The 23,915-nt window shown below is 54.5% G+C and carries 21 protein-coding genes and 3 pseudogenes; 1 reads left to right on the top strand and 23 read right to left on the bottom strand.

Annotated elements, in window-relative coordinates; genetic code table 11:
• The 14 genes and pseudogenes from BISU_RS13295 to BISU_RS13400 all read right to left on the bottom strand — a co-directional run.
• Nucleotides 1-955: pseudogene (locus BISU_RS13295) on the bottom strand (IS3 family transposase); the annotation flags it as partial.
• Between the two features lie 28 nt (nt 956-983).
• Entirely contained in the window at nt 984-1,712 is a 729-nt protein-coding gene (locus BISU_RS11145; protein ID WP_024464644.1) for a polysaccharide pyruvyl transferase family protein, read from the bottom strand.
• A gap of 72 nt (nt 1,713-1,784) precedes the next feature.
• The gene (locus BISU_RS11140) at nt 1,785-2,789 is read right to left on the bottom strand and encodes a glycosyltransferase family 2 protein (protein WP_024464643.1); all 1,005 of its coding nucleotides are present in this window, start codon (nt 2,787-2,789) and stop codon (nt 1,785-1,787) included.
• A 54-nt stretch (nt 2,790-2,843) separates the two neighbouring features.
• Nucleotides 2,844-3,854, bottom strand: coding sequence for a glycosyltransferase family 2 protein (locus BISU_RS11135; protein ID WP_024464642.1), 1,011 nt, complete (start codon nt 3,852-3,854; stop codon nt 2,844-2,846).
• A gap of 16 nt (nt 3,855-3,870) precedes the next feature.
• Nucleotides 3,871-4,860, bottom strand: coding sequence for a DUF6625 family protein (locus BISU_RS11805; protein ID WP_024464641.1), 990 nt, complete (start codon nt 4,858-4,860; stop codon nt 3,871-3,873).
• Nucleotides 4,857-6,095 carry a hypothetical protein gene (locus tag BISU_RS11125; RefSeq protein ID WP_081975667.1) on the bottom strand — a complete coding sequence of 413 codons (1,239 nt, stop codon included), beginning with the start codon at nt 6,093-6,095 and terminating at the stop codon, nt 4,857-4,859. The genes BISU_RS11805 and BISU_RS11125 overlap by 4 nt, the downstream gene beginning before the upstream one ends.
• Nucleotides 6,092-7,183 carry a glycosyltransferase family 2 protein gene (locus BISU_RS12310; protein ID WP_081672844.1) on the bottom strand — a complete coding sequence of 364 codons (1,092 nt, stop codon included), beginning with the start codon at nt 7,181-7,183 and terminating at the stop codon, nt 6,092-6,094. The genes BISU_RS11125 and BISU_RS12310 overlap by 4 nt, the downstream gene beginning before the upstream one ends.
• A 15-nt stretch (nt 7,184-7,198) precedes the next feature.
• Nucleotides 7,199-8,386, bottom strand: coding sequence for a glycosyltransferase (locus tag BISU_RS11120; protein ID WP_051246299.1), 1,188 nt, complete (start codon nt 8,384-8,386; stop codon nt 7,199-7,201).
• Nucleotides 8,387-8,413: 27 nt separating this feature from the next.
• Nucleotides 8,414-9,412 carry a capsular polysaccharide synthesis protein gene (locus BISU_RS11115; RefSeq protein ID WP_024464638.1) on the bottom strand — a complete coding sequence of 333 codons (999 nt, stop codon included), beginning with the start codon at nt 9,410-9,412 and terminating at the stop codon, nt 8,414-8,416.
• 34 nt (nt 9,413-9,446) lie between these two features.
• On the bottom strand, nt 9,447-10,562 hold the full coding sequence (locus BISU_RS11800) for a glycosyltransferase family 2 protein (RefSeq protein ID WP_024464637.1): 1,116 nt from the start codon (nt 10,560-10,562) through the stop codon (nt 9,447-9,449).
• On the bottom strand, nt 10,559-11,908 hold the full coding sequence (locus tag BISU_RS11105) for a glycosyltransferase family 4 protein (RefSeq protein ID WP_024464636.1): 1,350 nt from the start codon (nt 11,906-11,908) through the stop codon (nt 10,559-10,561). Before BISU_RS11105 ends, BISU_RS11800 begins: the two co-directional genes overlap by 4 nt.
• Nucleotides 11,909-11,910: 2 nt before the next feature.
• Nucleotides 11,911-13,044, bottom strand: coding sequence for a glycosyltransferase family 4 protein (locus BISU_RS11100; RefSeq protein ID WP_024464635.1), 1,134 nt, complete (start codon nt 13,042-13,044; stop codon nt 11,911-11,913).
• A gap of 74 nt (nt 13,045-13,118) precedes the next feature.
• Nucleotides 13,119-13,463: a sugar transferase gene (locus tag BISU_RS13405; RefSeq protein ID WP_264298194.1), complete on the bottom strand. Its 345-nt coding sequence runs from the start codon at nt 13,461-13,463 to the stop codon at nt 13,119-13,121.
• Nucleotides 13,417-14,541, bottom strand: a complete 1,125-nt coding sequence (locus tag BISU_RS13400) for a sugar transferase (RefSeq protein ID WP_264298193.1) — start codon at nt 14,539-14,541, stop codon at nt 13,417-13,419. Before BISU_RS13400 ends, BISU_RS13405 begins: the two co-directional genes overlap by 47 nt.
• Nucleotides 14,542-14,838: 297 nt before the next feature.
• On the opposite strand from BISU_RS13400, the gene BISU_RS13285 reads away from it, so the two are divergent.
• The gene (locus BISU_RS13285) at nt 14,839-15,591 is read left to right on the top strand and encodes an IS3 family transposase (protein ID WP_034533135.1); all 753 of its coding nucleotides are present in this window, start codon (nt 14,839-14,841) and stop codon (nt 15,589-15,591) included.
• 165 nt (nt 15,592-15,756) lie between these two features.
• Here BISU_RS13285 and BISU_RS11085 read toward each other — a convergent pair whose 3' ends face one another.
• The 9 genes and pseudogenes from BISU_RS11085 to BISU_RS13625 all read right to left on the bottom strand — a co-directional run.
• Nucleotides 15,757-17,286 (bottom strand): IS3 family transposase, encoded by a 1,530-nt coding sequence (locus BISU_RS11085; protein WP_226839131.1) that lies wholly within the window; start codon nt 17,284-17,286, stop codon nt 15,757-15,759.
• Between the two features lie 160 nt (nt 17,287-17,446).
• Nucleotides 17,447-17,614, bottom strand: a complete 168-nt coding sequence (locus tag BISU_RS13395) for an ATP-binding protein (protein WP_264298200.1) — start codon at nt 17,612-17,614, stop codon at nt 17,447-17,449.
• 52 nt (nt 17,615-17,666) lie between these two features.
• A complete protein-coding gene (locus BISU_RS13390; RefSeq protein ID WP_267881525.1) occupies nt 17,667-17,834 on the bottom strand; it encodes a hypothetical protein in 168 nt (55 codons plus the stop codon).
• Between the two features lie 25 nt (nt 17,835-17,859).
• Nucleotides 17,860-18,075: pseudogene (locus BISU_RS13385) on the bottom strand (ATP-binding protein); the annotation flags it as partial.
• 271 nt (nt 18,076-18,346) lie between these two features.
• Nucleotides 18,347-18,673, bottom strand: a pseudogene (locus tag BISU_RS12300) (IS21 family transposase); the annotation flags it as partial.
• 113 nt (nt 18,674-18,786) lie between these two features.
• Nucleotides 18,787-18,927, bottom strand: a complete 141-nt coding sequence (locus tag BISU_RS12710) for a hypothetical protein (protein ID WP_155803852.1) — start codon at nt 18,925-18,927, stop codon at nt 18,787-18,789.
• 262 nt (nt 18,928-19,189) lie between these two features.
• Nucleotides 19,190-22,027 carry a starch-binding protein gene (locus tag BISU_RS11795; RefSeq protein ID WP_081672843.1) on the bottom strand — a complete coding sequence of 946 codons (2,838 nt, stop codon included), beginning with the start codon at nt 22,025-22,027 and terminating at the stop codon, nt 19,190-19,192.
• A 442-nt stretch (nt 22,028-22,469) separates the two neighbouring features.
• Nucleotides 22,470-23,567 carry an endonuclease/exonuclease/phosphatase family protein gene (locus tag BISU_RS11070; protein ID WP_024464633.1) on the bottom strand — a complete coding sequence of 366 codons (1,098 nt, stop codon included), beginning with the start codon at nt 23,565-23,567 and terminating at the stop codon, nt 22,470-22,472.
• Nucleotides 23,568-23,770: 203 nt separating this feature from the next.
• Nucleotides 23,771-23,915, bottom strand: a 145-nt coding sequence (locus BISU_RS13625) for an IS3 family transposase (RefSeq protein ID WP_156100207.1), incomplete at its 5' end; no start/stop codon positions are given.

The raw sequence follows: 23,915 nt of genomic DNA, 5'->3' as shown, positions 1-23,915 counted from the left end.
GCGTGCCGTGCAGGTGCTGATGTACTGGGTGCCGTGATCCGAGTGGTGGATCAGACCGCGGGTGTCGCCGTGGCCGGGCCCGTCCAGGCGATCGACTGGTCCAATGCGACCAAGGGAAGCGCACGGGTGCGCTGGCTCGAGGATACCGCCCAGCCCACGATGCGCCTGGCGTACGCGTCGGTGACGAACGCCACATAGGCGAAACTTCCGGATGCAAGGCGCACGTACGTGATGTCGGCCACGTGCAGGCGGCCCGGAGCGTCGGCCGTGAAGCGGCGTTGCACGAGGTCCTCGCGCCCGCCGCGGCTTCTGACCGGCTTCGTGGCCACCGGGATCCGGCCACGGCGAACACCCCGGATACCCGTGGAGCGCATCACGCGCAGCACCTGGTCGCGGCCGATCCCATCCCAGCCTTGGCGGATCAGCTGGGCATGCATCTTCCGGTAGCCATACACGGCCATGAACCGGTGCGCGTGGATCACCGCGATGTCACGGGTCATGGCCTCGTGACGGGCCCGCATCCGCGAGACGGCACGCGCCTTGGACTGCCAATAGGCGCGCGGCGTGAGGAACCCGCAATCCAACGAGGCCCTGAGCGTCCGGCAGATCGGCTCGACCCCGAACCGGGCGCGATGAGCATCAATATATGCGATCATCAATGCCGTGTCGGGTCGAGCCTGGCCGCGAAAAAAGCCGACGCCGAACTCAAGATCTCGTTCGCGCGGCGCAGCTCGGCATTCTCCCGACGCAACTTCTTCAACTCCTCGGACTCGCCGGGATCCAACGCATTCGCCGCATCTGAGCGTTCCTGCCACCGGCGCAACGACTCCGCGGCGATTCCAAGGCTCTTCGCCACGCCCTGCAACGCCTTGGTCTCGGACGTGTAATTCCCACGCGAGCCCGCCAACAGCCGCACCGCCCGCTCCCTGAACTCCGCATCATATCTTCTAGCCATGATTCCATCATCTCCTATCTGGGGGAAATCAGGAACAAAAACCAGTCCACATCAATGTGGCCGCACGCTCGATCCGTTCTTGCATGGCATTTGACGTGACTTTCTCCACATCATTGCGCATACATAGTAGGATGCCGCTGCGTTGATTGAAATCGGCCGTATCCTGATCGTCGATTGACAATACGATATCCGGGGTGAGGCGAACGTCATTATGGGGGTAATACTGCTTCATACGTGCGAATGAAGTCCGTTCACGAGCGAAAAGATGCAGGTCACGATGCCGGTTGTATACAGTTTGCGTGTGTTTGAGGAAACATCGTGATTCTGGCGAATCGTCATAGCTGATGGTTTGTGGGAACAGGATGATCCGATTGCGGTGCAGCAGGGAGATAATGTCACAGCGATACTGTTCCTCCCATCGGTAAAGATAGCCCATATTGCCGCCGCCTTGAAGAAAGATGATATCTTCCGGCGTAACGAATTCATGGAGACAAGACAGCAGTTCGGTCATATTTCCGGAGAAGGACAACAGTGGCCTGCCCGTTTTCGCCAGAAGTCGACGTTCCGCGTAGGCGATGGCATGATCGCCGATATTGTTGTGTGCCGGGCAGCACAGCAAAATGTTTCGGGGGGCTTGCGTTTTCTTGAATTGCTCGGCGTATTGCCGGTGCCCCCGTTCGCAGGTTTTCTTGTTTCGTAGCATACGGTAGCGTCCGTCGCCCACCGCCGACTCCAGTAGCATTCTCCAGTCGAACATATTTTCTCTTTCGTTATTGTCGTTGTTTGTTGTGATTGATGTCAAAGGGGATTAAGCCGGTATCGCTGGTCGTCAGCGTCGTAGCAGTTTTTTCGCTGTTCTGCGTATTAGCATTCTGGTCTTCCGGTGTAATCCCAACCAATAAATAGTCAGCATGGGGCGTTTGCCGATGGCGGCAGTAAAACGGGCGGATTCGCCGGAAAGATATGGGATTATCGTATTCCCATAGACGTTGTAACGTTTGGCGAAATCTCGTAGGCGATGCCGTACTTCGGCATTATGCCATGGAAGATTCGTGGAGTCGACAATGAATTCCCTTCTGATCTGCCGTACAATATGGGAGTAGCAGTCCCGATCATGATGCTGCACAATGTAATCGAGACGATTGAACGTAGCCTCCAATCGATCCAGATTGCGTATCGAATAGTCAGCATGCATGATGCCGCTTTCATTCACCATATAGTGGTATAAGGGTCGCGAGCTGGTAACGACTGTATCCGCATGCAGGGCGGTCAGATGAAACACGAACTCATCCTCGTGAATCTTTCCTTCCGGGAACATGTTCGTCGGACAGAGCTTGCGTGCATAGAGCTTGTTCCACGCCACAATGTAATGCCAATCATCCTGTTGCAAGGCTTCCACAAAGAAATCATGCCCAGAGCATGTGCGATTCGGCAGCGGCTTCACCATATGTTCCGGATGCCGGTAGTCGTATATGGAGCATAAGGCCAGATCCGCATGATGCTGCGTTACCAATTGATACAACGTTTCCAGATAATCCGGTTCAATCCAGTCGTCAGCGTCAACGAACGCGATATATGCGCCGTGACTGTGACGGATACCCGCATTGCGTGCCGAAGAAAGGCCGCCGTTGGGTTTATGCACCACATGGATACGGCAATCCTTGGACGCCCAGTTGTCGCACATCACGGGACATTCATCCGGCGATCCGTCATCGACAAGGATGATTTCCATACGGGTATATGTTTGCCGGATAATGCTTACCACGCAACGATCCAGATACTGTGCAACTTTGTATACCGGTACGATAACCGAAATCAAATTCGATGAATCCATGACGATCGTACTTTCTGTTCTCCATAAATGTTTCGAATGAGTGTTGCGGTGAAACTATCGCCTGCTAAGAAGAAAACGATGGTAGCCTTTTTGCCCCAAAAGAGTCATTAGATAGTGCAATCGAGTTCTCCGGTCGAGATCCGGCTGATGCAACAAGGCGTTGTGACGATTGGTGCAGACTAATCGGAACAGCTCATCAATGTGCTGCCGTTCGTGAGAACGTACGAATGTGTCATAGGTATCGATGAGCGCAAGAGTGTATCGGCGCTCGACGAAAGGGGCTACCGTGGGAACATGTTGAGCGATGAACCGCCATTCCTCTGTGATTGCCTGAAGAAAATCCAGTTTACCTCGCGGATTCGCGTTCACGATGCTGCCAGGACGATCGATGGTGTAATAATAGTCGTTCGCTGATTCGTATTGGACACCACCTGCTTGATAAATCACCTTGTACAACGTGAATTGATCCTCGTACAGCTTTCCTTTGGGGAAATGCAATTCGGGGAACAGCTCTTTTGCGTATAGTTTGCCCCACGCATGGGAACGGAACGGAAGATCCAGAGAGACTGTGGCTTCCAAGGCTCGCTCCAATGGATACCATTGGGTCTGTATGTCGTTCTGTTGTTCGTTACCTTCAGAATCGATGATTTGATCCGTATACATTGTCGTGCCGCCGGTTACGATCAATGGTTTGCCTGTCTGCAGTGAACAACGTATCAGGTGTTCCACATGTTGAGGTCCGATATGGTCGTCCGAATCGATGAATATTGCGTATTCACCCTTGGCCTTGGATAAACCAGCATTGCGTGCCGCAGAAAGACCTCCGTTAGCCTGATGAATAACCATTGCACGTTCATCGATGCGTACATAGTTGTCGCACCAAGCACTGGAACCATCTGTGGAGCCATCGTCTACGAGGATGATCTGTAAATCGGTATAGGTCTGTTCCCGAACCGAGTGAAGGCAGCGGTCAAGATACGGTACCACGTTATAAACGGGTATGATGACACTGACTAGAGGATTCATGTTCATGGTTCCGTTGTTCTTTCCAATGTGATTTTTCATTCCCATTCATTGTGATCTATCGTTTAATGATAAGGGATGAAATCTTGTGTTCGACACGATTGACGAACCTGTCTACAGTAAATCGCGTTGGCAATTTCAAATATGCAAGTTGCATTTCGCGCTTTGTTGTTGGCAGGGCATTGGCACGGTAAAAACCATCCGGTCGTATTTCGATTAATGGAGCATGTAACGTGGAATTTTTAATGCGCATGCGGCGCGATTGCAAATGGACATAAGGATATTCTTTGAGGTCGATCTCATGGCGTGATTCGTTCCAGACGAGATTGATGATACGACCATTGTCCCAGAAGCAACGCATAGGACGTTTGTCATATATCCACTTGTTTGTTTCGGTGATGTATGTCGTGGTGATAAACCTGTCGGAGGTCGTGGAAAAATTCAATGATGGATCATCAGTATCCACGGCGCAATGCTCGGCGAGAAATATGGAATGGACGTTGTTGCGTTCCGGATTCTTCTGCGGGTTGCCATCTTCATCGAAAACATAGATCCGGTCTGTGGTAAATGCTTTCCTGTAAATCGGCTGTCCTTGATAATCGTGCATGAACCTTCGATTGTTTTCCGCCGTGTTGCGATAGATGACCATGTGGCCCATGGAAAAAAGCTTGTCGTATCCCCGTTGCAGGGCAGGAGTCACCATAGTGCTTAAATTGCCAAATACTACATCGCAATCACAATGTCCCCAGTATTCATAATTGCGAATGTAGTCTTCGAACAGGAAACCATATGCAGGCTTCATGTCGCACAGTTTATAGGGGCTGGGAAGAGCTGGGGCGAACTTGAGTTTGTTGCTTGCCAGTGATTTGAACTGAGTGAATGTCATGGGAATGACTTTCACGTTTTGCGGATAGTGGAACGGTCGGTCGTCATCGGTAAAGATAAGCCAGTGGAAAGTGGGATTCTCTGCGCAAGAGCGTAAGAACAATGGGAAATAATTGTTGAATCTTCCGAAATAGGGAAGAATGAATACGCATTGGATTGTCATCGACAATTCTCCTTGTATGATCTGTATAGCGAAGTAGATTGTTTGTATGTACTGGAAGATGATGCTGTGTAGATGATGAGGGCTAGAACGGCAAAATAGACTTTATCGAAGGGTATCTCAACGATAGAAATATAAATAAAAGCATATGCCATCACCAGAAAAGAAGCATTTATGGAGTGTGAAGCATGAAGAAGTAACAGGTATTGGGCAGATAGGAAAAGTATGGCTCCTAAGCATCCTGATGATAGGATGATATGCAATAAGCCATTTTGTACATCTGCAGCACCAGTAATCTGCATGGAAAACGCATAGCTGTTTTCCATGCCTACGCCATGCCACGATGCCGCATTGATGATTTCTCGCCATTGCTGATATATTGGCATACGTCCAGTAAGGTCGGCTGATTTATTTAAATTGTCGACAATGAAGTTACGAATCGGTGCCCAAGAGATGATGGCGGAATTGATTAGAAGGAGTGTGTCACAAATCAACAGAGTGACGGTTGTCACCAGTGGTCGGCGGACTATTGGTAACAGATATCGTTGGAAGCAATACATTACGCCCATGATGATGCCTCCGACGGCTGCCGTATTACATCCGAAATACGAGCAAGCAAAAACGGCATATGCGTAGAGTGCAAAAAAACGGATATCTATGGTAAACATGCTTGTGGCGTTCCGTCGATATACATACCGGTGATAAGCGAACGCAGCTAAAATAAGATGAAGATAAGAGGCGGGGAATTTATTGCCTAAGAGATAGTTCCCGTCTGCTCCAATACCATTTCCGACCGCTAGCGCATCATTCAGTAGGCAGATCGCCAATGTCATCCAATAATATAGAGTAACAGTGGATTCTATTTGATTGTGAATACGTGCATACTCCATATAAAGAAATAATGCTCCAATGGATGTGGCAAATATTAATGGTGTGAGGAGGAAACTGTCAGGCTGATTTCTGTTGAGAAATGATGCAAAAAAGGTGTATATGCCATATGCCATGACGGGAATGACAACCGCTGCCCTTATTTGTCCGATGAATGTTCGAGCATAGCGTATGAAGAATATGACTAAGATAGCAATAAGAAGCAGCTGCTGGCGCCAAGCTATGAACGGGAGCGAGACAAATGCCAGCAGATACACGACTACGGCCGCGATAGCGCTATCGATGGTCAGTTTCATCTTGCGTTCACTTTCTGTTTCGGAAGATCCATGTTCTTTGAACAGTGTCATCATTGATGTAATAAACGGCCTAATTGTTGTTTGCACGCGTAGAATGAACTCAACAGCCATTCCCAACGATGTCTCATGATGGTAATTAATATTTTCCTTTTTATGGAATCACCGTGGCAATCGTGTTCTAGGATAGCTTGTCTAAAATCAGGTAAGTTAAACAGATGCTTCATAGCCTGAGATGCTTGTTTCATGGTTCGTCCCCACTTGTTATGAAGTCGGTATTCCAGCGTGGAACATAACCCATATGTGCTCCATATGTAGAACTCACGAAGCGACTGATCGTATTCATCTCCGACGTGTTGATGATAATAGCGCTTCAGTAATTGATAAAGCTTGGCATACTTTTCCGGGATATTTGTACGATAGGTGCTTGTAAGACTGCCGTCTCGCAGATCGTATACATACAGTGGCTCATGGATGACCAGTATTGATCGAGCTACCAGAAATGCTTCAAGCGTAAAAGGGAAATCTTCGCTTCCTATTTCGCGTTCGCTGACAAAGCGAAGCTGCTCGTTTTCGATAAACTTTCGTCGATATATATAAGACCATGCTGATAATACGAATGTATGTTCGTTATTCAAGGCCTCGCAGATGAGTTTTCGTTTTCCTGCCTCGTCGGAAATGACTCCGGATGGAACACTGCTGGTGATGCGGTGCTGTTTAGAGGAAATGTTTTGCAGGTAATCGAACTTGATGATGTCGTATGACGGACCGGATAGTAATCGCTCCAGCGACTGCGTGATATCCGATGCCAAATAGTCATCAGAATCGACGAAGAAGATGTACTTGCCAGAAGCATGATCCAAACCGTAGTTACGGGCGCTAGCCAATCCTCCATTGGGCTTATGGATGGCGTGAATATGCTCATTGCTGTTCGCCAACTCATCGCAGATCGTTCCTGAATCATCGGTTGAACCATCATCAACTAACAGAATTTCATAGTCTAGTGTTATTTGACCGGTAATAGACTCAACACATCGTGGTATGTAATCTGCGACATTGTATACCGGCAGGATGAAGCTGATGGCTGGAGAACGCGTTACCGTTTTCTTTGGCAAATGCATGGTAATATTATTTTTTTCATTCATATTATCAAACCTCGTTCATTGCGCGGATTTGCCGTCGAACAGGCGGCAGTATTCGCTGATGATATCCGCGTTGCCGTAGTCGTTGTTGGACAGATACGATGCCATAACATTTCGTGTTTCCGGGTGCCGCAGTAATGTCCCTATGCCTTCCGCAATGGATTCGGGATCAATGGCGACCACCATTCCTTCCCTGTTGTCGTGAATCTGATCATGAACGGTTGGATAATCGGTAACGACAATAGGTTTGGCGAGGATCTTGGCCTCGTCAAGCACCATCGATTTTCCCTCGAAACGTGACGGTTGGACGAAAACATCGCAATTGGCTATATATGGATACGGATTGGCACGTGTACCGAGCAACCTGAAGCAGTCTTGCACGTTCAGTTCCGCGATCAAGTTTTTCAATGCCCCCTCTTGTTTCGAACCGCCGCCAATGAGATACCATGTGAAATCAAAGTCTTGCCGTTGCAGGAGCGAAGCCGCGCGGATTGCCAAGTCCACGCCTTTCTGTTCATCGAAGCGTCCTACGGTCAGCAATACCGATTTGCCGGTATCAATTTCATCGGGAATGAATTCCTTGGAGCGATTACGAATAAGCTTGCTGGAGGTGATGTTCTCCAGCAGACGGATTTTATCGGCATATTCCGGGAATACCTGTTTGAGTACGTCGACGCAGTGCTGGGAAATAGAGATAATCGCATTCATATTAGCAAAATGCGGCCGATCATATTCGGCGGCATATCCGGCGGCAATATAATCATTATGCACCCACACGTATTTGCGATCGGCATCCACTTTCTCATCCACATAGGCGAGCTGTTCGCCGGAAAGATACGCCACTGCGACATCATAATGCTCTGGCAGCGCATCGATGGCGTGGCTGTAGAAATGACGCCAGCGGAATCCGCGTCGTTTATCAGTATTGCCCTTTGCAGCGAGCATAGAGACAATATTCGGTATCAGGCGTGTCCATTCCGAATATCCGCTTTCGCCTTTTTGTGAATATCGTTGCAATAGCTTGTGCGGGGTGGGCAATATGTTCACGTAATCAGGCACTTGATCTATGAACATCCCTTGCGGGCGGAACAATAGCAGATCGATGTCGTAACGGTCCCGTGGCAGTTCGTTGAACAGATTGACCAAGCTACGTTCCGCGCCGCCGTTGTACAGCTGCGACATCACGAACAAAATCTTCTTCATCATCGGTCCTTATGAATTACATCGTTGCTGTTATTGCAATTGTCCGTCGCATAGTTGTGCGTAGAATGTCTTGCGGCCGTTGCTGATGGGGGTGAAGCTCTGTTTCCAAGTTAGTTTGAACAAGGAGGTTTCGGGTTTGAGTCCATCCCAGAGTTGCTGATTGAATGGAGAAGCCAAAGACTTGACAAGATCATCACACCGTGGATTGTTCGGCTTGATGTTGCTGAAGGCCTGTGCGATGGCAGGATTATGCTTTTGCGCTAGAACAATGAAATAGTCTGTTAACAGGTAATCAATGAGAAAATCGTTGGTTCTCCAGTATTCAAACCAATAGTCCCGTATCGTAGAAAAAACATATCGCAAATTATAGGAACAGCTGAGGGAGTAATTTGCGAACATACCACAGGCTACTGAACGATGATCATAACCGGGGCGTTTGATGCTGAACAGTGGAAGCTCGACATATTCATCGATGGGATGAGCGCAGTAGAAAGTGGCGTCAAGCCATAGCCCACCATGTTCAGCCAAGATACATAATCTCAGTAAGTCAGAAAAATGGGTTCTAGAGATAATGCCATTGTGGTATTTCTCCACGATCCAATCGGGGATATCCACATACCGCCGGTAGTTTTCATCGGTCAGAATGATGACGTCATGTTCTTTGACGTTGCGCTGAATGGACTCCACGCACCGTTGCACCAGCGCCGGGGCGTTGTCGATGCCCTGCCACCAGCACAGCCATACTTTGCCCTGGTAAGCAGGATCATCATCCGGCAGCGGTTGCGCGTAATCATAACGTCGGTAGAAGTCCGCATAACGACTTTCCAGATAGTTGAGCACCGTCTTATGTTTGCGCATCAAGCGACTGGTGATCGCAGGGGTTTCCGGATTGTTCTTGCGGCTCATCACCTGAATGTCGAGCTTGGCACGGAACGTATTGATGGCTTGCGGCCAAGACGTATGTTTGGCCAATTCGGCTGTCGCATGGCATTCCTCGGCCGTTCGATGTATGACGTGGTTGATGTTCATTGCGGTTTCCCTCGGGTCTACGAATATTGCGTGTTCAGAGCGTTTGCAGATTCAGGAAGAGGCAGGAGGCTTTCCACAGCCGATAATTGCCGGTACGTAGCGACCGTTCCACATCTTTTTCACAACCTGTCAGCGTGGTCCGCATTCGGCTGAATTCTGGTATCGAACCGAGCAGATCGCAGCAGACGGAGAAAAGGATCTGCTGTTGTTCCGGTGGAAAGTTCCGAGTACGCCAATACATCAACTGTCCCAAATGATGAATGGTGGTGTCGTACAGCCGTTGATCGAACGGGACTCTGGCCTTACGGCAGTCATGCAGCAGTTCTTCAACGATCCAGTAGGTGTCGATACTCTTCACGTTGAGCGCATGAGAGATGGAGCTGCTCCGATACCGGTACAAGTAGCCGAAGTCCTTGATGGCCAGTTCACGGTAGCGCGGTGTGATACAGAACGCCTGCAACATGTCTTCGAACAAATAGCCTTCGGGGAATCGAAGCCGCTGCCATATCGTGCGGGGGAACAACCGACCCCATGCCGTATCCAATGTTCTGGGATATTCCCGGAACATTGGTTTTCCATCCTCATCGACATAGGTATATGACGATGACACGTAATCGCAATCACCATTCCGCAATGCATGCATCATATGTTCAAGATATTCGGGTGCCAATGCGTCGTCAGAGTCCACAAACAACAGGTACTGCCCGCGCATATTGTCGACGCCGGTATTCCTCGCGCCCGCAGGTCCCTTGTTGTGCTGGTCGATGATCACAATGCGCGAATCATCCTTCGCAAGGGAACGTAACACGGATAGCGTGCCATCCGTTGAACCGTCATTGACCGCGATGATCTCGAACGTGTGGGAGGTTTTCTGTGCAAGGATTGACCGGATACAGTCTCCGACGTAATCCTCGACGTTATAGCAAGGAAGAATAATCGATATTTCGATGTTCGGATCCGCCTCGTATTTAAATGACGGGGCATTGGTCCGCTGCGGAGGTCTGGGAGAAATGGCTTCCAAACGGCGTCGTGCATCATTGATGTGGACGGGAGCCGCATGCAACGACGGGAGCCGGTATAGCTGATACACTCCGGGCAAACCGCTGGCCGTACGGAGGATGTTCTTGAGGATCTGTTTGGCGTTGCTCATCTGATGGTCACCTGACTTGGAATGTCGCGGTTACGGGATGACTGGGAAGATGACAGCGAAGTGTACAGATCAACCAGCTGTCGCACGTACTTGTCCTGCTGACAGCGTTTGGCGACATAGGTTGTGGACGCCTGCTGCATGGCGGCGTATCGGGACTGATCCACCGACGTGGCCTTGATCAGTGTTTCGGCAAGCTGCCGCTGGTTCCCTGATTCGTATTGGAACCCCGTCTCGCCTTCCACCACGAGTTCGGGGATACCGCCGATGCGGGCGCCGATTACCGGGGTTTGCGCGGCCAAGGATTCCAGTCCGGAGTAGGGCATGTTTTCGCGCCATTCGGAGCAGAGCACCGAGAACCGGGCGTTGCTGACCCGCCGTTGTAAATCCTCACCGGTCTTGTATCCCAGCAGGCGGATGCGGTCGGTCGCATGTTCGGCCGCCACCAGTTGTTCGATATGCTCGCGCTCGGGACCGTCGCCCACGATCCGCAACTGCCATTCGTCAGCCAGCTTGCCGGACTTGGTCGCATCCAAAAAGGCCTTGACTAGCGTGAGGATGCCCTTTTCCCGCGAAAGACGACCGAAGAACAGGAAATACGGCCGCTTGTCCGGATCTCCGGAGGCGGCATCCTCGAACTTATGATCGTTCGCTACGCGCTTCGCCATGGCCATTTGGCTGTCGGTCAGGAAATTCTGCATCGCCGTCACGCGACCGCCGCCGAAGCCGCCTTCCTCCAGCTTGCGCTTCATGAACTCACTCGGAGCGATGATCTTGTCGATCTTGTCATAACTGTGGTGCGTCTTGTAGAACTCGGCCTCCAGAAACGCCAAACCGCTTTTCGCCTTGGAACCCTTCACGCAGGTCCTGTCGATCACATGCTTGAAATGACCATCCAAACACGCGTCGCACACCTTGCCGGAACCATCCACCATCGTATAGGCCGGGCACAGCAGGATGTAGTCGTGCGCCGTATAGACTACCGGCACATGGTGCTTCTTCAGGTAGGGGGCGTCCAGGATCGACAGTGTCAGCTGGCGATGCACATTGTTCATGTGGATGATGTCCGGCTTGAACTCCTCCAGCAACATCTCGAACTTACGTCTCGCCTCGAACGAGTAGATCAATGTGGAGGCTTCCTGAACCTTCTTGAACGCGGAAATATCCCCCACATAGTCCTTTTCAGAAACGAAGTATTTACTCCAATAGCTCGATTCATTATTGGGGTGCTGCATGGAGAAGAACGCGACATCGTGGCCAAGTGCGCGTAAGCCTTCCGCCAATGCGAAGAAATAGGTTTCCGCACCGCCTTTACGATAGAAATATTTGTTCACTAGGAGAATTCGCATGCTCACTCTCCCCCATACAGGTTCAGTGTTTGATCGGTGACGTCATCCCAGTTATATTTACCAACGATGTAATCTGCGGCATTTGCCTTGTAACGTTGTACAAGATCATCGTTTTCAAGCAATTCCTGAAGTTTTTTCCGCAGGGATTCAACAGAACCATGCTGGAATGTCGCTGCGTGCCCTTCTACTACCTCCGCACATTCCGGAATGTCGGACGTAAGGCAGCAGTTACCGTAACTCATGGCTTCCAGCAGACTCAACGGCATGCCCTCCAAGTCGCTTGGGAGCACATAAATATAAGCATTGCTATAGAGCTCTTTGAGAGCCTGCCCCTGTATGAATCCGGTCAAAATAACACGAGAATCCTGATTAGCCATCTGCTGAATATGCTGGTAATACTCGTTGGAGTCGGAAGCGCCTCCAGCGATGACAAGCTTTTTGTTCGTATTCAGCTTGCTGAACGCCTCGATAAGGTAATGCACGCCTTTCTCAGGAACAATGCGCCCGAGAAACAGTACATAGTCATTCTTGTGAAGACCATATTTTTCGGTAATTTCCTGCGCCGAAACCGGCTCGCCATATTCGATGCCATTGGGAATGAAATGTGTGCTGCGACCATATTTTTCTTGAAAATACTGCCGCATGCTTTCGCTGAGCACTATGATTTCATCCGCGCATTTCGCTGCGGTACGTTCTCCGAACTTGAGATATGTGGAGGCGAACTTGCCCCATTTGGCACGCTGCCAGTCAAGACCATGAATGGTCGCTACCGTGCGAACGCCCGCCCAATGCGCCAGACGCAGCATCACACAGGGGCCTTCGGCATGATAGTGAATCACATCAGGCCCAGCTTTGATAGCTTGTAGCGTGGCGAAAAAGGAAGAGGATAGTGCGGCAAGTCCCTTGCCTTCAATGGTGGGAACGGAAACAACATTCACCCCGTGATAGGAGAATCGTTTGCCGTGCCCATTGGCCACGCCGTCGAATTCGGATCCGGCGACGTTATGCCCGCTACGGTTATATGCAATGACCTGATGTCCACGATCAACCATTCGCGTAGCCAGCTCATCGACCACGATCTCAATGCCACCCTCTCTGGAGGGGATGCGTTTATGTCCAATGAATGCAATCTTCAAAGAACCTAAATCCTTACTGCCTTAACCACATGCGCGGTACCCTTGTAATCCTTGTTACGTCCTTATGCCTTCTATCAGTATGCACCCTTATGAGTAACGACGGCACCGACAGTGCGGAAAAATAGCACAATGTCTCCCAACATGGACCAGTTCTGCACATAGCTGACGTCCAAAGACTCGGATTCTTCCTTACTCAAGTTGGATCTGCCAGACACCTGCCACGGACCGGTAATACCAGGCTTCACCAGCATACGAGTGGCATACGTCTGATTGTATTGAGCCACCTCCTCAGGTAACGGCGGGCGCGGGCCCACCACGCTCATGTCGCCCTTCAACACGTTCAGGAACTGCGGAAACTCGTCAATGGAGAACTTACGGATAAACTTGCCTACCTTGGTGACTCGCGGATCGTCCTTCATTTTGAATGATGAAACGACCATCCTGACCGGTTTCTTTCGCCAGTTCTGCCTTCATCTTGTCCGCGTTCACCACCATAGAACGGAACTTGATCATCTTAAACGGCTTGTCACGGCGCCCAACGCGAGTCTGCGTGTAGAAAATAGGACCGCCATCGGTAAGCTTGATAGCAATCGCAATAGGAACGGTAACAATCGCAGTAACAGTCACGGCAAACAGCGAAACCAGCACATCAAAAACGCGTTTTTTGCACATATCCCATGGCGAATACTGCGGCAGGCTGATCGTCATCACCGTCGTACCCTGAATCACACGGATGTTGGTCTCATGACCACTCACGTCCACTGCGGAAGTGACCACCGCAATCTCCAGATTCATGGTTTCCATGTTCAGCACAAACGTGTTGAAATTATCCGAGAAGCGCTGCATAACATCCGTGACCATCACCGTCTGCGCACCCATCGAAGTGGCACGTTCGGCGAAGTTCCTGCAATACGGCAGCATGGAAATGTCCCTACCACTGATCTTACGGATTCGTTCCTTGAAATCGGCAGGCGCGGCAACGGCCTCCACGAGCCCAGTCCGCTTGTTCAAACCAATCGGACACACCGCAATAGCATGATGATTCAGCTGGCGCTTCTGGCTCAGGAACGCCAACGCATGCTCAATGCCCTCAGGGGAACCAACTACTACGGTGCCATACGAATATGCGCCCTTTTCACGACTAGACAGAACAAACTGGCGGATAGTCAAACGCTCCAGCATGGTAATCAGGAATGCGCACAGCAACACCAAGCCGGTATGCACCAAAGGTATATAAACGTTGAGAATAGAATCAATTGCACAAATCATCAATCCCGTGAAAAACGTGCCTTTGACCAGTATCGCGTTCAACTGGTAACCGTCACCCATCACATGACGGTGGTACACGCCAACACTATGCAGGCAGTAGATCCAAATCAACGAGCAAGCAAGCGCATACAGCCACAAACCAATATGGAAATGGAAACGGGAAGAATACAACGCTTCCCTGCCCTGCCACACATATATGATTGCCGAAGCGACAATAAATGAAGCCATGTCGCACAGAATCAAAAGAGCATTGACGAAAAAACGCCAATAAGCGACGCTAAGCACCCGGTTACGGGAGGTTTCACTCAGATTCGTTTCAGTACTTACTGCTTTGGGACATTCTTCTCTCCACAACTACCCCCCTCCCCTCGATATTTCAAGGGGCTATGAACGAGGGTACATGAACTCCCATACAAAGCTATAAGGATAAGGGTAGTGCCCGAAAGTAGACGTGATACGGGCCAACGCCGCCCGATATCGGCGTGATGCGGGATGCCGGGTGTTCCCCGCTCCACCAGTTACTGGATGACCGGGCATCCCGGGACGGAGCGTGCGGATCCGATCGCCGGCGACGTGCGCGCGGTCCGGCGCGACAGCCGCGAACGCTACGGCGCAGGAAGATCAAGGCCGCCCTGGAAAGGAAGGGGTGTCACCGCGTCCAGGAGACGCATCGGCAACATCATGCGCGAACAGGGCATGACGAGCGCGTACGCGCGCGGACGATCCGAACCGCACAGGACGCGGGCCGACGAGGCCAGGCTCGCGAACCTGCTGGACCCGCGGTCCGACGGCTACGCCCCGCACACGCATCTGGCGAGCGATCTTACCTATGTCCGCGTCGGCGGAGACTGGGCGTACGTGTGCCTGCTGGCCGGCCTGGCGGACAGGGGAATCGCCGGCCATTCCGCCGGACGGCCCCGCGACGCGGGCCTGGTGCTGGCCGCGTTCGCCACCCTCGACTTCCCGCTGACGGACGTCCAGGTGTTCCACACCGACCGGGGCAGCGAGTTCGACAACACGAGGATCGACGAGCTGCTCGACGTGTTCGACATCAAAAGATCGCTGTCGCGCAAGGGCAACCCCTACGACAACGCCGTGGTCGAATCGACGAACAGACTGCTGAGGAAGGAGCTCGTGTACCGGAACCACTACACCACGATCGAGCAGCTGAGGCATGACCTCAACGACTACGTGTGGTGGTCCGACAACCAGCGGCTCCACTCCACCCTCGGATACCGGAGCCCGAAGGAATTCACCGAACAAGGACTCGTCCTCTAAGAAACCGTCCAACACACCGTTGCCAATCCAGCCAGACGGCTGCGTTGACACGGGACGTGCTCGCCGAGGCCATCGAACGGGCGACGCCCGCCTGTATTTCGTCAAGTCGGTGTTTCGTGTTGGGGGCGGTGACGGAAAGTTGGACACCTTGTTGTGTTGTTCTTATTATGCCATGAGGCCGAGTTCTCGGCGTTTGGCAGTTATGCTCATGCCGAATTGGGTTTTGATGCGCTTGTCGCGGTACCAGGTGAGATACTCGTCGAGTGCTGCCATGAACCGGTCGGTCGTGGTGCCGGTGAAGTCACGCTGGTGGTAGAACTCCTGTTTGAGTCTGCCGAAGAATCCTTCTGCGGCCGCGTTGTCCGGACTGCAGCCCTTCGCGCTCATGGAGCGCGTGATCCCATGCTCCCGGCAGATACGGATCCACTCGGGCCACCGGTAGTGGCAGCCGCGGTCGGAGTGGATCGTGGGCGTCTGACCGGGTTGCAACGTCGTGCATGCCTGCTGAAGCATGGTGTTCGTCAGGCGTGCGTTCGGGCTGGTGCCGATCGTCCAGGCGACGGGCATGCCGTCGTAGCAGTCAATGATGGGTGAGAGGTAGACCTTGCCTGCCGGGATGCTCATCTCGGTGATGTCCGTGACCCATAGCTGGTTCGCGTTGACGGCGTGGAAGTTACGGGCGACCAGGTTCTTGGGAGCCTTACTGATCTCGCCCTGGTGGGAACTGTAGCGGCGCGAGGACTTGAACAGGGGGATGATCCCGTTGCCGGTCATCAGCCGCATGATCCGCTTCGCCGAAACGATCACGCCGGCGCTCCGCAGTTCCAGGTGGATGCGCCGATACCCGTAGCGTTGCCGACTCGCGGTGAACGCGTCACGGATCAGCCCTAACACGGGCGCATTCCTGTCCGGCCTAGCCAAGGCCTGCAGCTGGTAGTAGTAGACGCTGCGCGGCAGGCCAAGCCGACGGGCCAGCATCGCCACACTCCTATGGGTGCGTTCATGCACGCCGCGGATGAGGATGCTCTTCTCCCGGGCTGTCAGGTTGGCCGGGTCTGTGCCCCGCCCTTTTCCCAGTAATTCCTTGGTGGTCTTCAGGATGTCAACCTCCACCTCCAGATCCCGAATCTCCTTTCTGAGGGTTTTGGGGTCGGAGGTCAGGGACCGGATCCGCTCTTTCAAATGCTCGTTCTGCTCGCGCAGGCGCGCCAGCTCGCCGTCCCGGCCATCGTCGGCACTGCCCCTGACATCCTTGGGTGTTCTCATGTCGCTCTCCCGGATCGCGGTGGTCATCAGCCGCTTCCAGTTTCGCACGGTCGCGTCACGCACGCCAAGACCGGCTGCCACCTGCCGCGACCTCACAACGCCAGCAACCACCGCCCGCACCGCAGCCGTGCGCTGCTCCACAGGAACCTCACCCACCCGGATCCGACGTTCCCCCGGAGCCAGCTCGTCGATCCACGCGGCCAACACCTCATGGGATGGATACCCCATATGCCGCATCGTACGACGCAGATTCCTGCCATGCGACAGATAGAACTCCACCGCAGCCTGTTTCTGCTCCACCGTGTAACGACCATACCGCTCACCGCGCATGACCGGCATCCCGGTACGCTCTTCAACCAAACGGTCACGATGCCACATCAACAGCGCGCCCTTACTCGGATACCCCAGCTCACGGATCGTATCCGCCACCGAACAATCAAACCGAACATACAAGTCAACAGCCCTACGCCGCTGCTCCATCGAATACCTCAATGCCGTTCCTCCAATCCCGGAAACTGTCCAAGAAAACGGCACCACCTCGGTTTAGTCATGTATTTTTTTCGGGTCTAGGCAGTTGCATGCATTTCCCCTATTTTTCCGGATGCCCAGAGGTGTTCCTGCCGAACATGAGGGCCTCGCCGGCGCGACGGCTCTGGCCCGCGGACTCGAGGAGCCGCCCGTGATGCACGATGCGGTCGCCGGTCGCGGCGGCGAGTTTGCCGTCCGCGAAAACCGTGCCCCATTTGCCGGACTCGATGTTCGTGGCGGAGATGATGCTCCATCTCTCGTAGCTGCCCGCGATGATCCGGTCAGAGCAGGCGCGCCCCGTCGATGTCGAAGGGCACGTAGCCGAACCAGTCCAGTATGATCAGGTCGGCACGGCCGATGTCCCGGAGCATCGTCTCGAGCGTGCCGTCGCGTTTGGCCTTGCCCAGCCGGGGGCACGAGCTCGGCCGTCTGGTGGAACCGCACACCAAGTCCCATGTCGATCGCCTTCATGCCCAGCCCGATCGAGAGATGCGTCTTGCCGCGCCCGGTCTTGCCGTAGAACACCAGGTCCTGCGCGCGCGGGATGAAACCGAGCCCCAGGAGCCCGCCCGGCCGTGTAGCCGTCGGGAAGCCCGGTGTTCGTGAAGTCGTACCGTCGAGACCCTTGACGACGGGGAACCGGGCGCGGCGCAGGAGGCTGTCATGCTTCGCGCGTTCCCTGTTGGCCAGTTCCGTGTCGAGCAGGCGGTGGACGGCGTCGACCTGGCGGGGCGTGGCCCAGCCGGCGAACTCGTCGATGCTCGCCTTGGAGATGAACAGCTTGCGGGCCTTCTCGTAGAGCCCTTCGTCCGTCTTCGTGCCCGTCGCCTGCCTCCTTGCACGCCGGCGTCCCCGGTGAACGCGATGTCGTATTCACCCGGATCCGGCCTGTCATCGTCGTATTCGATGCCCGTCACGCCCTCGGCGAGCCTGGCCGCGAGCAGCGTGACGCCGGCCCGGTCCGTACCACCGCCCGCGTCACCGTGGAAAGGGAGACCTCCGCGCCATGCTCGTCCCCCGACCGTTCCCAGATCCTGGTCGCAGTATGCCGCTGCTTGCGCCAGTTCGCACGATCCCCCGCGAGCCACTGCTGCGATCGCGGGCAGATACGGGTCCGACCGCCAACGCGCGCGGCTTCCTCACCGACGGCACGGCCGACAGATCCTCCTTCGCCAGGTACTTGCGCACCGTCGGCCCCGCCGGCATGCGTCTTCCGCGCAATCGACGCGACGGACTCCCCGTTCCGCCACAAACGACGGATAGACTGTACTTGGGGCGTGCCAGTCATAATCCTTCCCGGTCCTTTCTGGTGGAGATACAAGCACCATCCAGTTAAGACCAATACGTGGTCGGCATGCTCTGCCTAAACCCGAAAAATCTTCGTGACTAAACCCGCAACAACTAATTGAACACAAACACGTTCGGACGGGTCATGATCCTCAGACGCGTGGCGCCGTCCGCGTCGGCGTACAGGACATGCGGCTGCACGACCGTGTCCTTGGCATCGAGCAGTTTCCTGCATAAGGTATCCGAGCAAGCCATTCCGGTCCTCCCGCCAGATGAATGTTGAGATGCTGACACCTTACAGGAGACGGGATAGCTTCTTCAATACACGACCACCAATCAAAACCCCCCTCCCACAACACTAACCACCCACAACCATGTCCGAAGCCTCATATTCTTCTCACCCTGACACTTGTTTTCGAAAATAGTACCGCTGCCAACCCATCTCAGAAACAATGACGCGGTTGGTGTGGTACGCGGCCAAAACCACGCACCACACCAACCGCATGTCATGCTCCGGCTACTTCACCGTCACTGCCAGCTGATACGTGGCATCACCCGTGGTGACGCTCACGGTGCTGGTGCCGGCAGTCACGCCGACGATCAGGCCGGTTCCGGTTACAGCGACCGCAGCCCCGTCGGACCACCACTTCGCGTTGGGCATGGTCACGGTCTTGCCGTTCACACCAAGCTGCGCGGTCTTACCGACGGCAATGGCGATCGCACCGTCCGCCACCCCGTCACCGGTGATGCCGTTGGTCTTTGGCGGCACCGTCTGACAGCTCAGCGTGTTCAGTGTGTCGCCTCCGGTCCATGCCATGGTTCCTTTCAGTTCCATGCCTGCCTTCCGGGCTCCGGGGGTTTGTTGTGAGCCGCCGTCGTTGAAGATCACGTGGTAGGTGCCGGTTCCCAGGTCGGGGACTTCGTACCGGTACATGCCGGCTTTCGCGCAACCGTCATCAGCGGTCAGCTGGGTCATGGCGACACCCGGCCATGTCGCGTTGCTCTTCGCCGAGGCGCCGTCACCGGTGTATACGTAGGCATACAACGCGTTCCAGCCGCTCGGCTTTGACGCGTACACCACGTTCTTGGTTTCGCTGCCGGACTGGCTTGCGGTCACGGTCACGTCAACGGTCGCGGTGACCTTTCCAACGCTCGCGGTAATGGTCGTAGTACCGGCTTTGAGCGCCGAAACACGGCCATTGGCATCCACCCTGGCAATCAATGGACTGGATGAAGCCCAGGTGACCGTACCGGTTGCCGTGCTCGGCGTGACGGTGGCAGTCAGTTGTGCAGTTGCCCCGGTGCTCAGGCTGAGCTTGCCGTCAGTCACGCCGTCACCGCTGATGGCCACCTTGGTGGCCGGGGTGCTGCATTGCACTGTTTCCGGCGACGTGCCCTGTCCGTCCCACTGCACCGACGTACCTCGCGTGAACGCCATGCCGGCGACCATATCCGCGGGATACCGGTTACTGGAGCTTCCATTGTCCGAGAAAATCACACGGTAGGTTCCGCTGCCCAAATCAGGCACGTCCACACGGTATGTCCCGGCTTTCGCACACCCGTCATCCGCGGTGAGCCGTGTCATGGCAACGCCCGGCCAAGATGCGTTAGATGCTGCGGATGCGGAACCATCATCCTTGTAAATATAGGCGTTGATGGTGTTCCACCACGAAGGCTTGGTCGCATACACCACGGTTGCGCCGGTTGTCTGACCGGAACCGCCCGTGCTGGAGCCTCCTGTGCTGGAACCACTGCCCGAACCGTTCGTCTGATAGTAGGCACTGACCGCATAGGCTTTCGCGGCGCCGGCAGTGATCTTGCCGCCGGAGACGGTGATAGTGCCGCCGTTGACCTGGTCGGTGTAGGTGCCGTCGTCAAGGGTGGTGTCCGAACCGGCGAGGTTGACGTCGCCGCCCATGTTGGCGATGACCACGCCATCGTCATCGGCCTTGCCGTCCTTGGCGTAGCGCTCGACCATGAGGCAGGAGTTCTGGCTCTGGCAGTTGCGCAGGTACTCGCTGTTGCCGTTCATCTTGTTGCGGAAGTAGTTGACCGCGACCACGGCTTTGTCCTTCCACATGTTGTCACCGGCATCGCCCAGCTGGGACTGCTCGGCGAACTGCGCGTTGTTGCCGCCGGATCCGACCGGGCGGTTGAAGTACAGCGGGGCGCCGCCGGCACGGGAACCGACGATGGACCAGCCCATACGCAGCTGGTAATCGGTCAGACCGGTGGATTCCTTGTCGCCGTTTGCATAATTATCATGCGATTCAACCCAGGTGACCAGCTGATCGTCCTTAGCGCCGCCGTTACGCAGGCTCGACAGGTTGCTGGCGTTCAGGCTGCTGCTCTTGATGGCCGCACGCACGGTCTTGCCGTAATCGGAGGCGGTGGCGCCGCCGCCATCGGAGGAGTACTGGGTGAACATGTTGGTGTAGCCCGTATAGTTCAGGGTACTGTCGCCCTGAAGCACCTCGCCATACTGGTATTGGGCGCCGTTCTTCAAAATGGTCTCCCAGTACACGGAATGCTGCGGAAACTCGTCAGGAAGCTCTACGTGCTTGGCGGCATCGAAACGGAAACCGTCCACGCCGTCATTGACCGCCTCGACGAGGAAGTCCTTCATCTTGTTGGCGGCCGTCTGGTTCTCCGTGTTGATATCCCACAGGCCGAGCAGATGGCAATGCGTCACCTGCCAGCGGTTGCTGTAGTCGATCTTGTCGCCGGCGTTGCCCGGGCAGTTGGTACGCGAGTGGAACAGGCTGGTGTCCTTCCAGTCGCTGCCAATTGCGTTCCAGTCGGACGTGAAGTGGTTGGCGACCACGTCAACGATGATACGCACGCCGTACTTGTGGGCTTCGGCGCACATATCCTTGAGGTCTTGTTCGGAACCCACTACGAAGTTGCCGATGGTCGTGTCCGTCGGCTGGTAGACGTAATACCAGTTTTCGGTGAATTTCTTGCCGTTGGCGGGATTCGTCTTGACGGCGCTCATCGGCTCGGTCTGAACCGACGTGTACCCCGCCTCGGCGATCGCCTTCATGTTGTTCTTGATGGTGTTGAACGACCACATCCACGCGTGGAGGATTGCGCCGTTCTTCATATCCTTGGTCAGGCCATACTTCGCGCGGGCGGCTTCGAAATCCGCATTGCCCAGCGTATCGGTATAGCTGTCACGGCCGGTTCCGACGGCGAGCGCCGTCTGCGTACCGACAATGGAGAAGCTGGCGAACAGCATGGCGCATGCCATGACACCGGCCAGAATGACGCGCATCACATCATGTGACGCGCTATGGTGATGCCGTGATCGTGCGGCATCGGTTGAGAATGCAGTCGACCATCGACCAGTACTCATTGATCCTCCTTGACTCGACGGAATCGGGCATCGCCTCGATGGAATGCCGCGGTTCTGATGATGTTATGGCGCCGAACACTGTTGCCTGACACCAGGCTCAGTTTATGCTGAGCGCAAGCCTGAAAACGATTGCAGAAACCATGTCTGCCGGCTTATCAAACAGTTGCATCGTCGAATCCACAAACGGTTCTCGCTGTTCGCAACACTAATGCTCAATGCGTTGTCAAAGCAATTCCGACACGCCGGGCGTGTTGAATCACCGGGGTGAAACATGACAATACGGCGTTGCAACATGCCATGCCGGTATTGCAATTTTCATCACCGCTGCCGAATATTCAGCACCAGCGTTTCAGACAGATATGCGCGGACATTCGAAATACAGGAATGTAACGTTTGCATAAGATTTGCATGCATACTGCCGGTCTCTGCTTGCCTGTTTCGTTCAACCCTCGACATCAAGCGTGCCAAGCAGGGCCTTGTGATCAGAGCCGGCAACCGTCACCGTCTCCAGATCCCCGACCACGACACTGCGGTCATGCACGATATGGTCGACCTCCACCAGCGACGGCACCTTGACCCGGCCGCCGAACAAGGTGACATTCGACGGATACGTCATATGGAACCATGAGCCGTTCTGCTCGCCGGCGTCAACGAAGCGGTCACCCAGCAGAAAGCGGAAGCTCGCATGGTCCCACGTGGAGTTGAAATCGCCCATGAGCACGAACAGGCGGGCATTCGACTGCAACTTTGCGATGCTGTCAAGGCCGCTGTTCCACAGGCCCTGATTTCTGGGCCGAGGGGAGAAGGGGTGCACGCTGCCGAAGCACACCGTTCTCGATGCCATGCGCACGCATGCCGACGGCACGCTGGATGCTTCGATGGCGATTAGATCGCCGGTTGTGCTGACGGGCTTCGCTGCGGTGTATAGCACGTTCACCCCGCCGTTGTCATGGCCGGTCGGCGCGGCCACCACCGAGTACGGCAGCACACTGCCCAGCCCGGCGGCCGCCAGACGCTGCAACAGGCCAGTATTCGCCTCCTGCAAGGTCAGCACCTCGACATGCTCCTCGCGTACCGTGCGTACGATTTGCTGGGCATCGGCCAAGCCGTTCTTGGTGTTCAGGGTCATGACGCGTGCATACCGGTCCGCGGAACCGCCCGTGAGGCTCGATACCGACGGCAGTTCGTGGGTACGCTCATCCGACGTCCAGATATACCCCCAATGCCAGCACAATTGGGTCAGCAAGCACAACGTGCACACCACAGCGAGCGCCCGACGACGCCCGATCAACGCGCATACCAGCGTAACCGCTGAAACGCACGCCATCCACGGCACGAACGCGACCACCACAGGGATGTATTTCTTGCCGTCAAGCCCGTTAGGAGTCATGCGCAGGACCATGACGCCAATCACCGCAAGCGTGATCAGCCACAAGACGGTGAACAACGGGCGTGCGCGCAGGGAATCCTCACGCTGCCAATCGCCGTACAAATCCTGATCGGTGTCGACCTGGTCATACAGCTGCTGAACATCACCCATGCCATACCTCGTTCCATGATTCCTTGATTCCAAGACGCGAGATTCCCCGCGAAATCCGCGCGAAATCCCGCGTACTTGCCATGCGGCCCTGCCGCAAACTCCCCGGAAGCGGCATGCGACCACCTTAGTGCACCAGCGGCGAGTGTGACAGACGGACAGAGGGTTAAATGATAAAAGGGGGTTCGGACTGTTTTCTGGTTGGTTTAGTTCGTTAGCGTTGATTCTAGCTGGTTTCTGTGTTCGTTGATGGTGATGCCGCCTAGGCTAGTTTTGATGCGCTGGTTGTTATAGAAGGCCATGTACCGGTGGATCGCGGTTTCCAGTTCGCCCGTGGTGTTCCATGTGCGT

The organism is Bifidobacterium subtile, assembly GCF_000741775.1.
Lineage (GTDB): Bacteria > Actinomycetota > Actinomycetes > Actinomycetales > Bifidobacteriaceae > Bifidobacterium > Bifidobacterium subtile.
The sequence above is the reverse complement of the archived record's forward strand: the minus strand, read 5'-3'. Positions and strand labels throughout refer to the sequence as shown.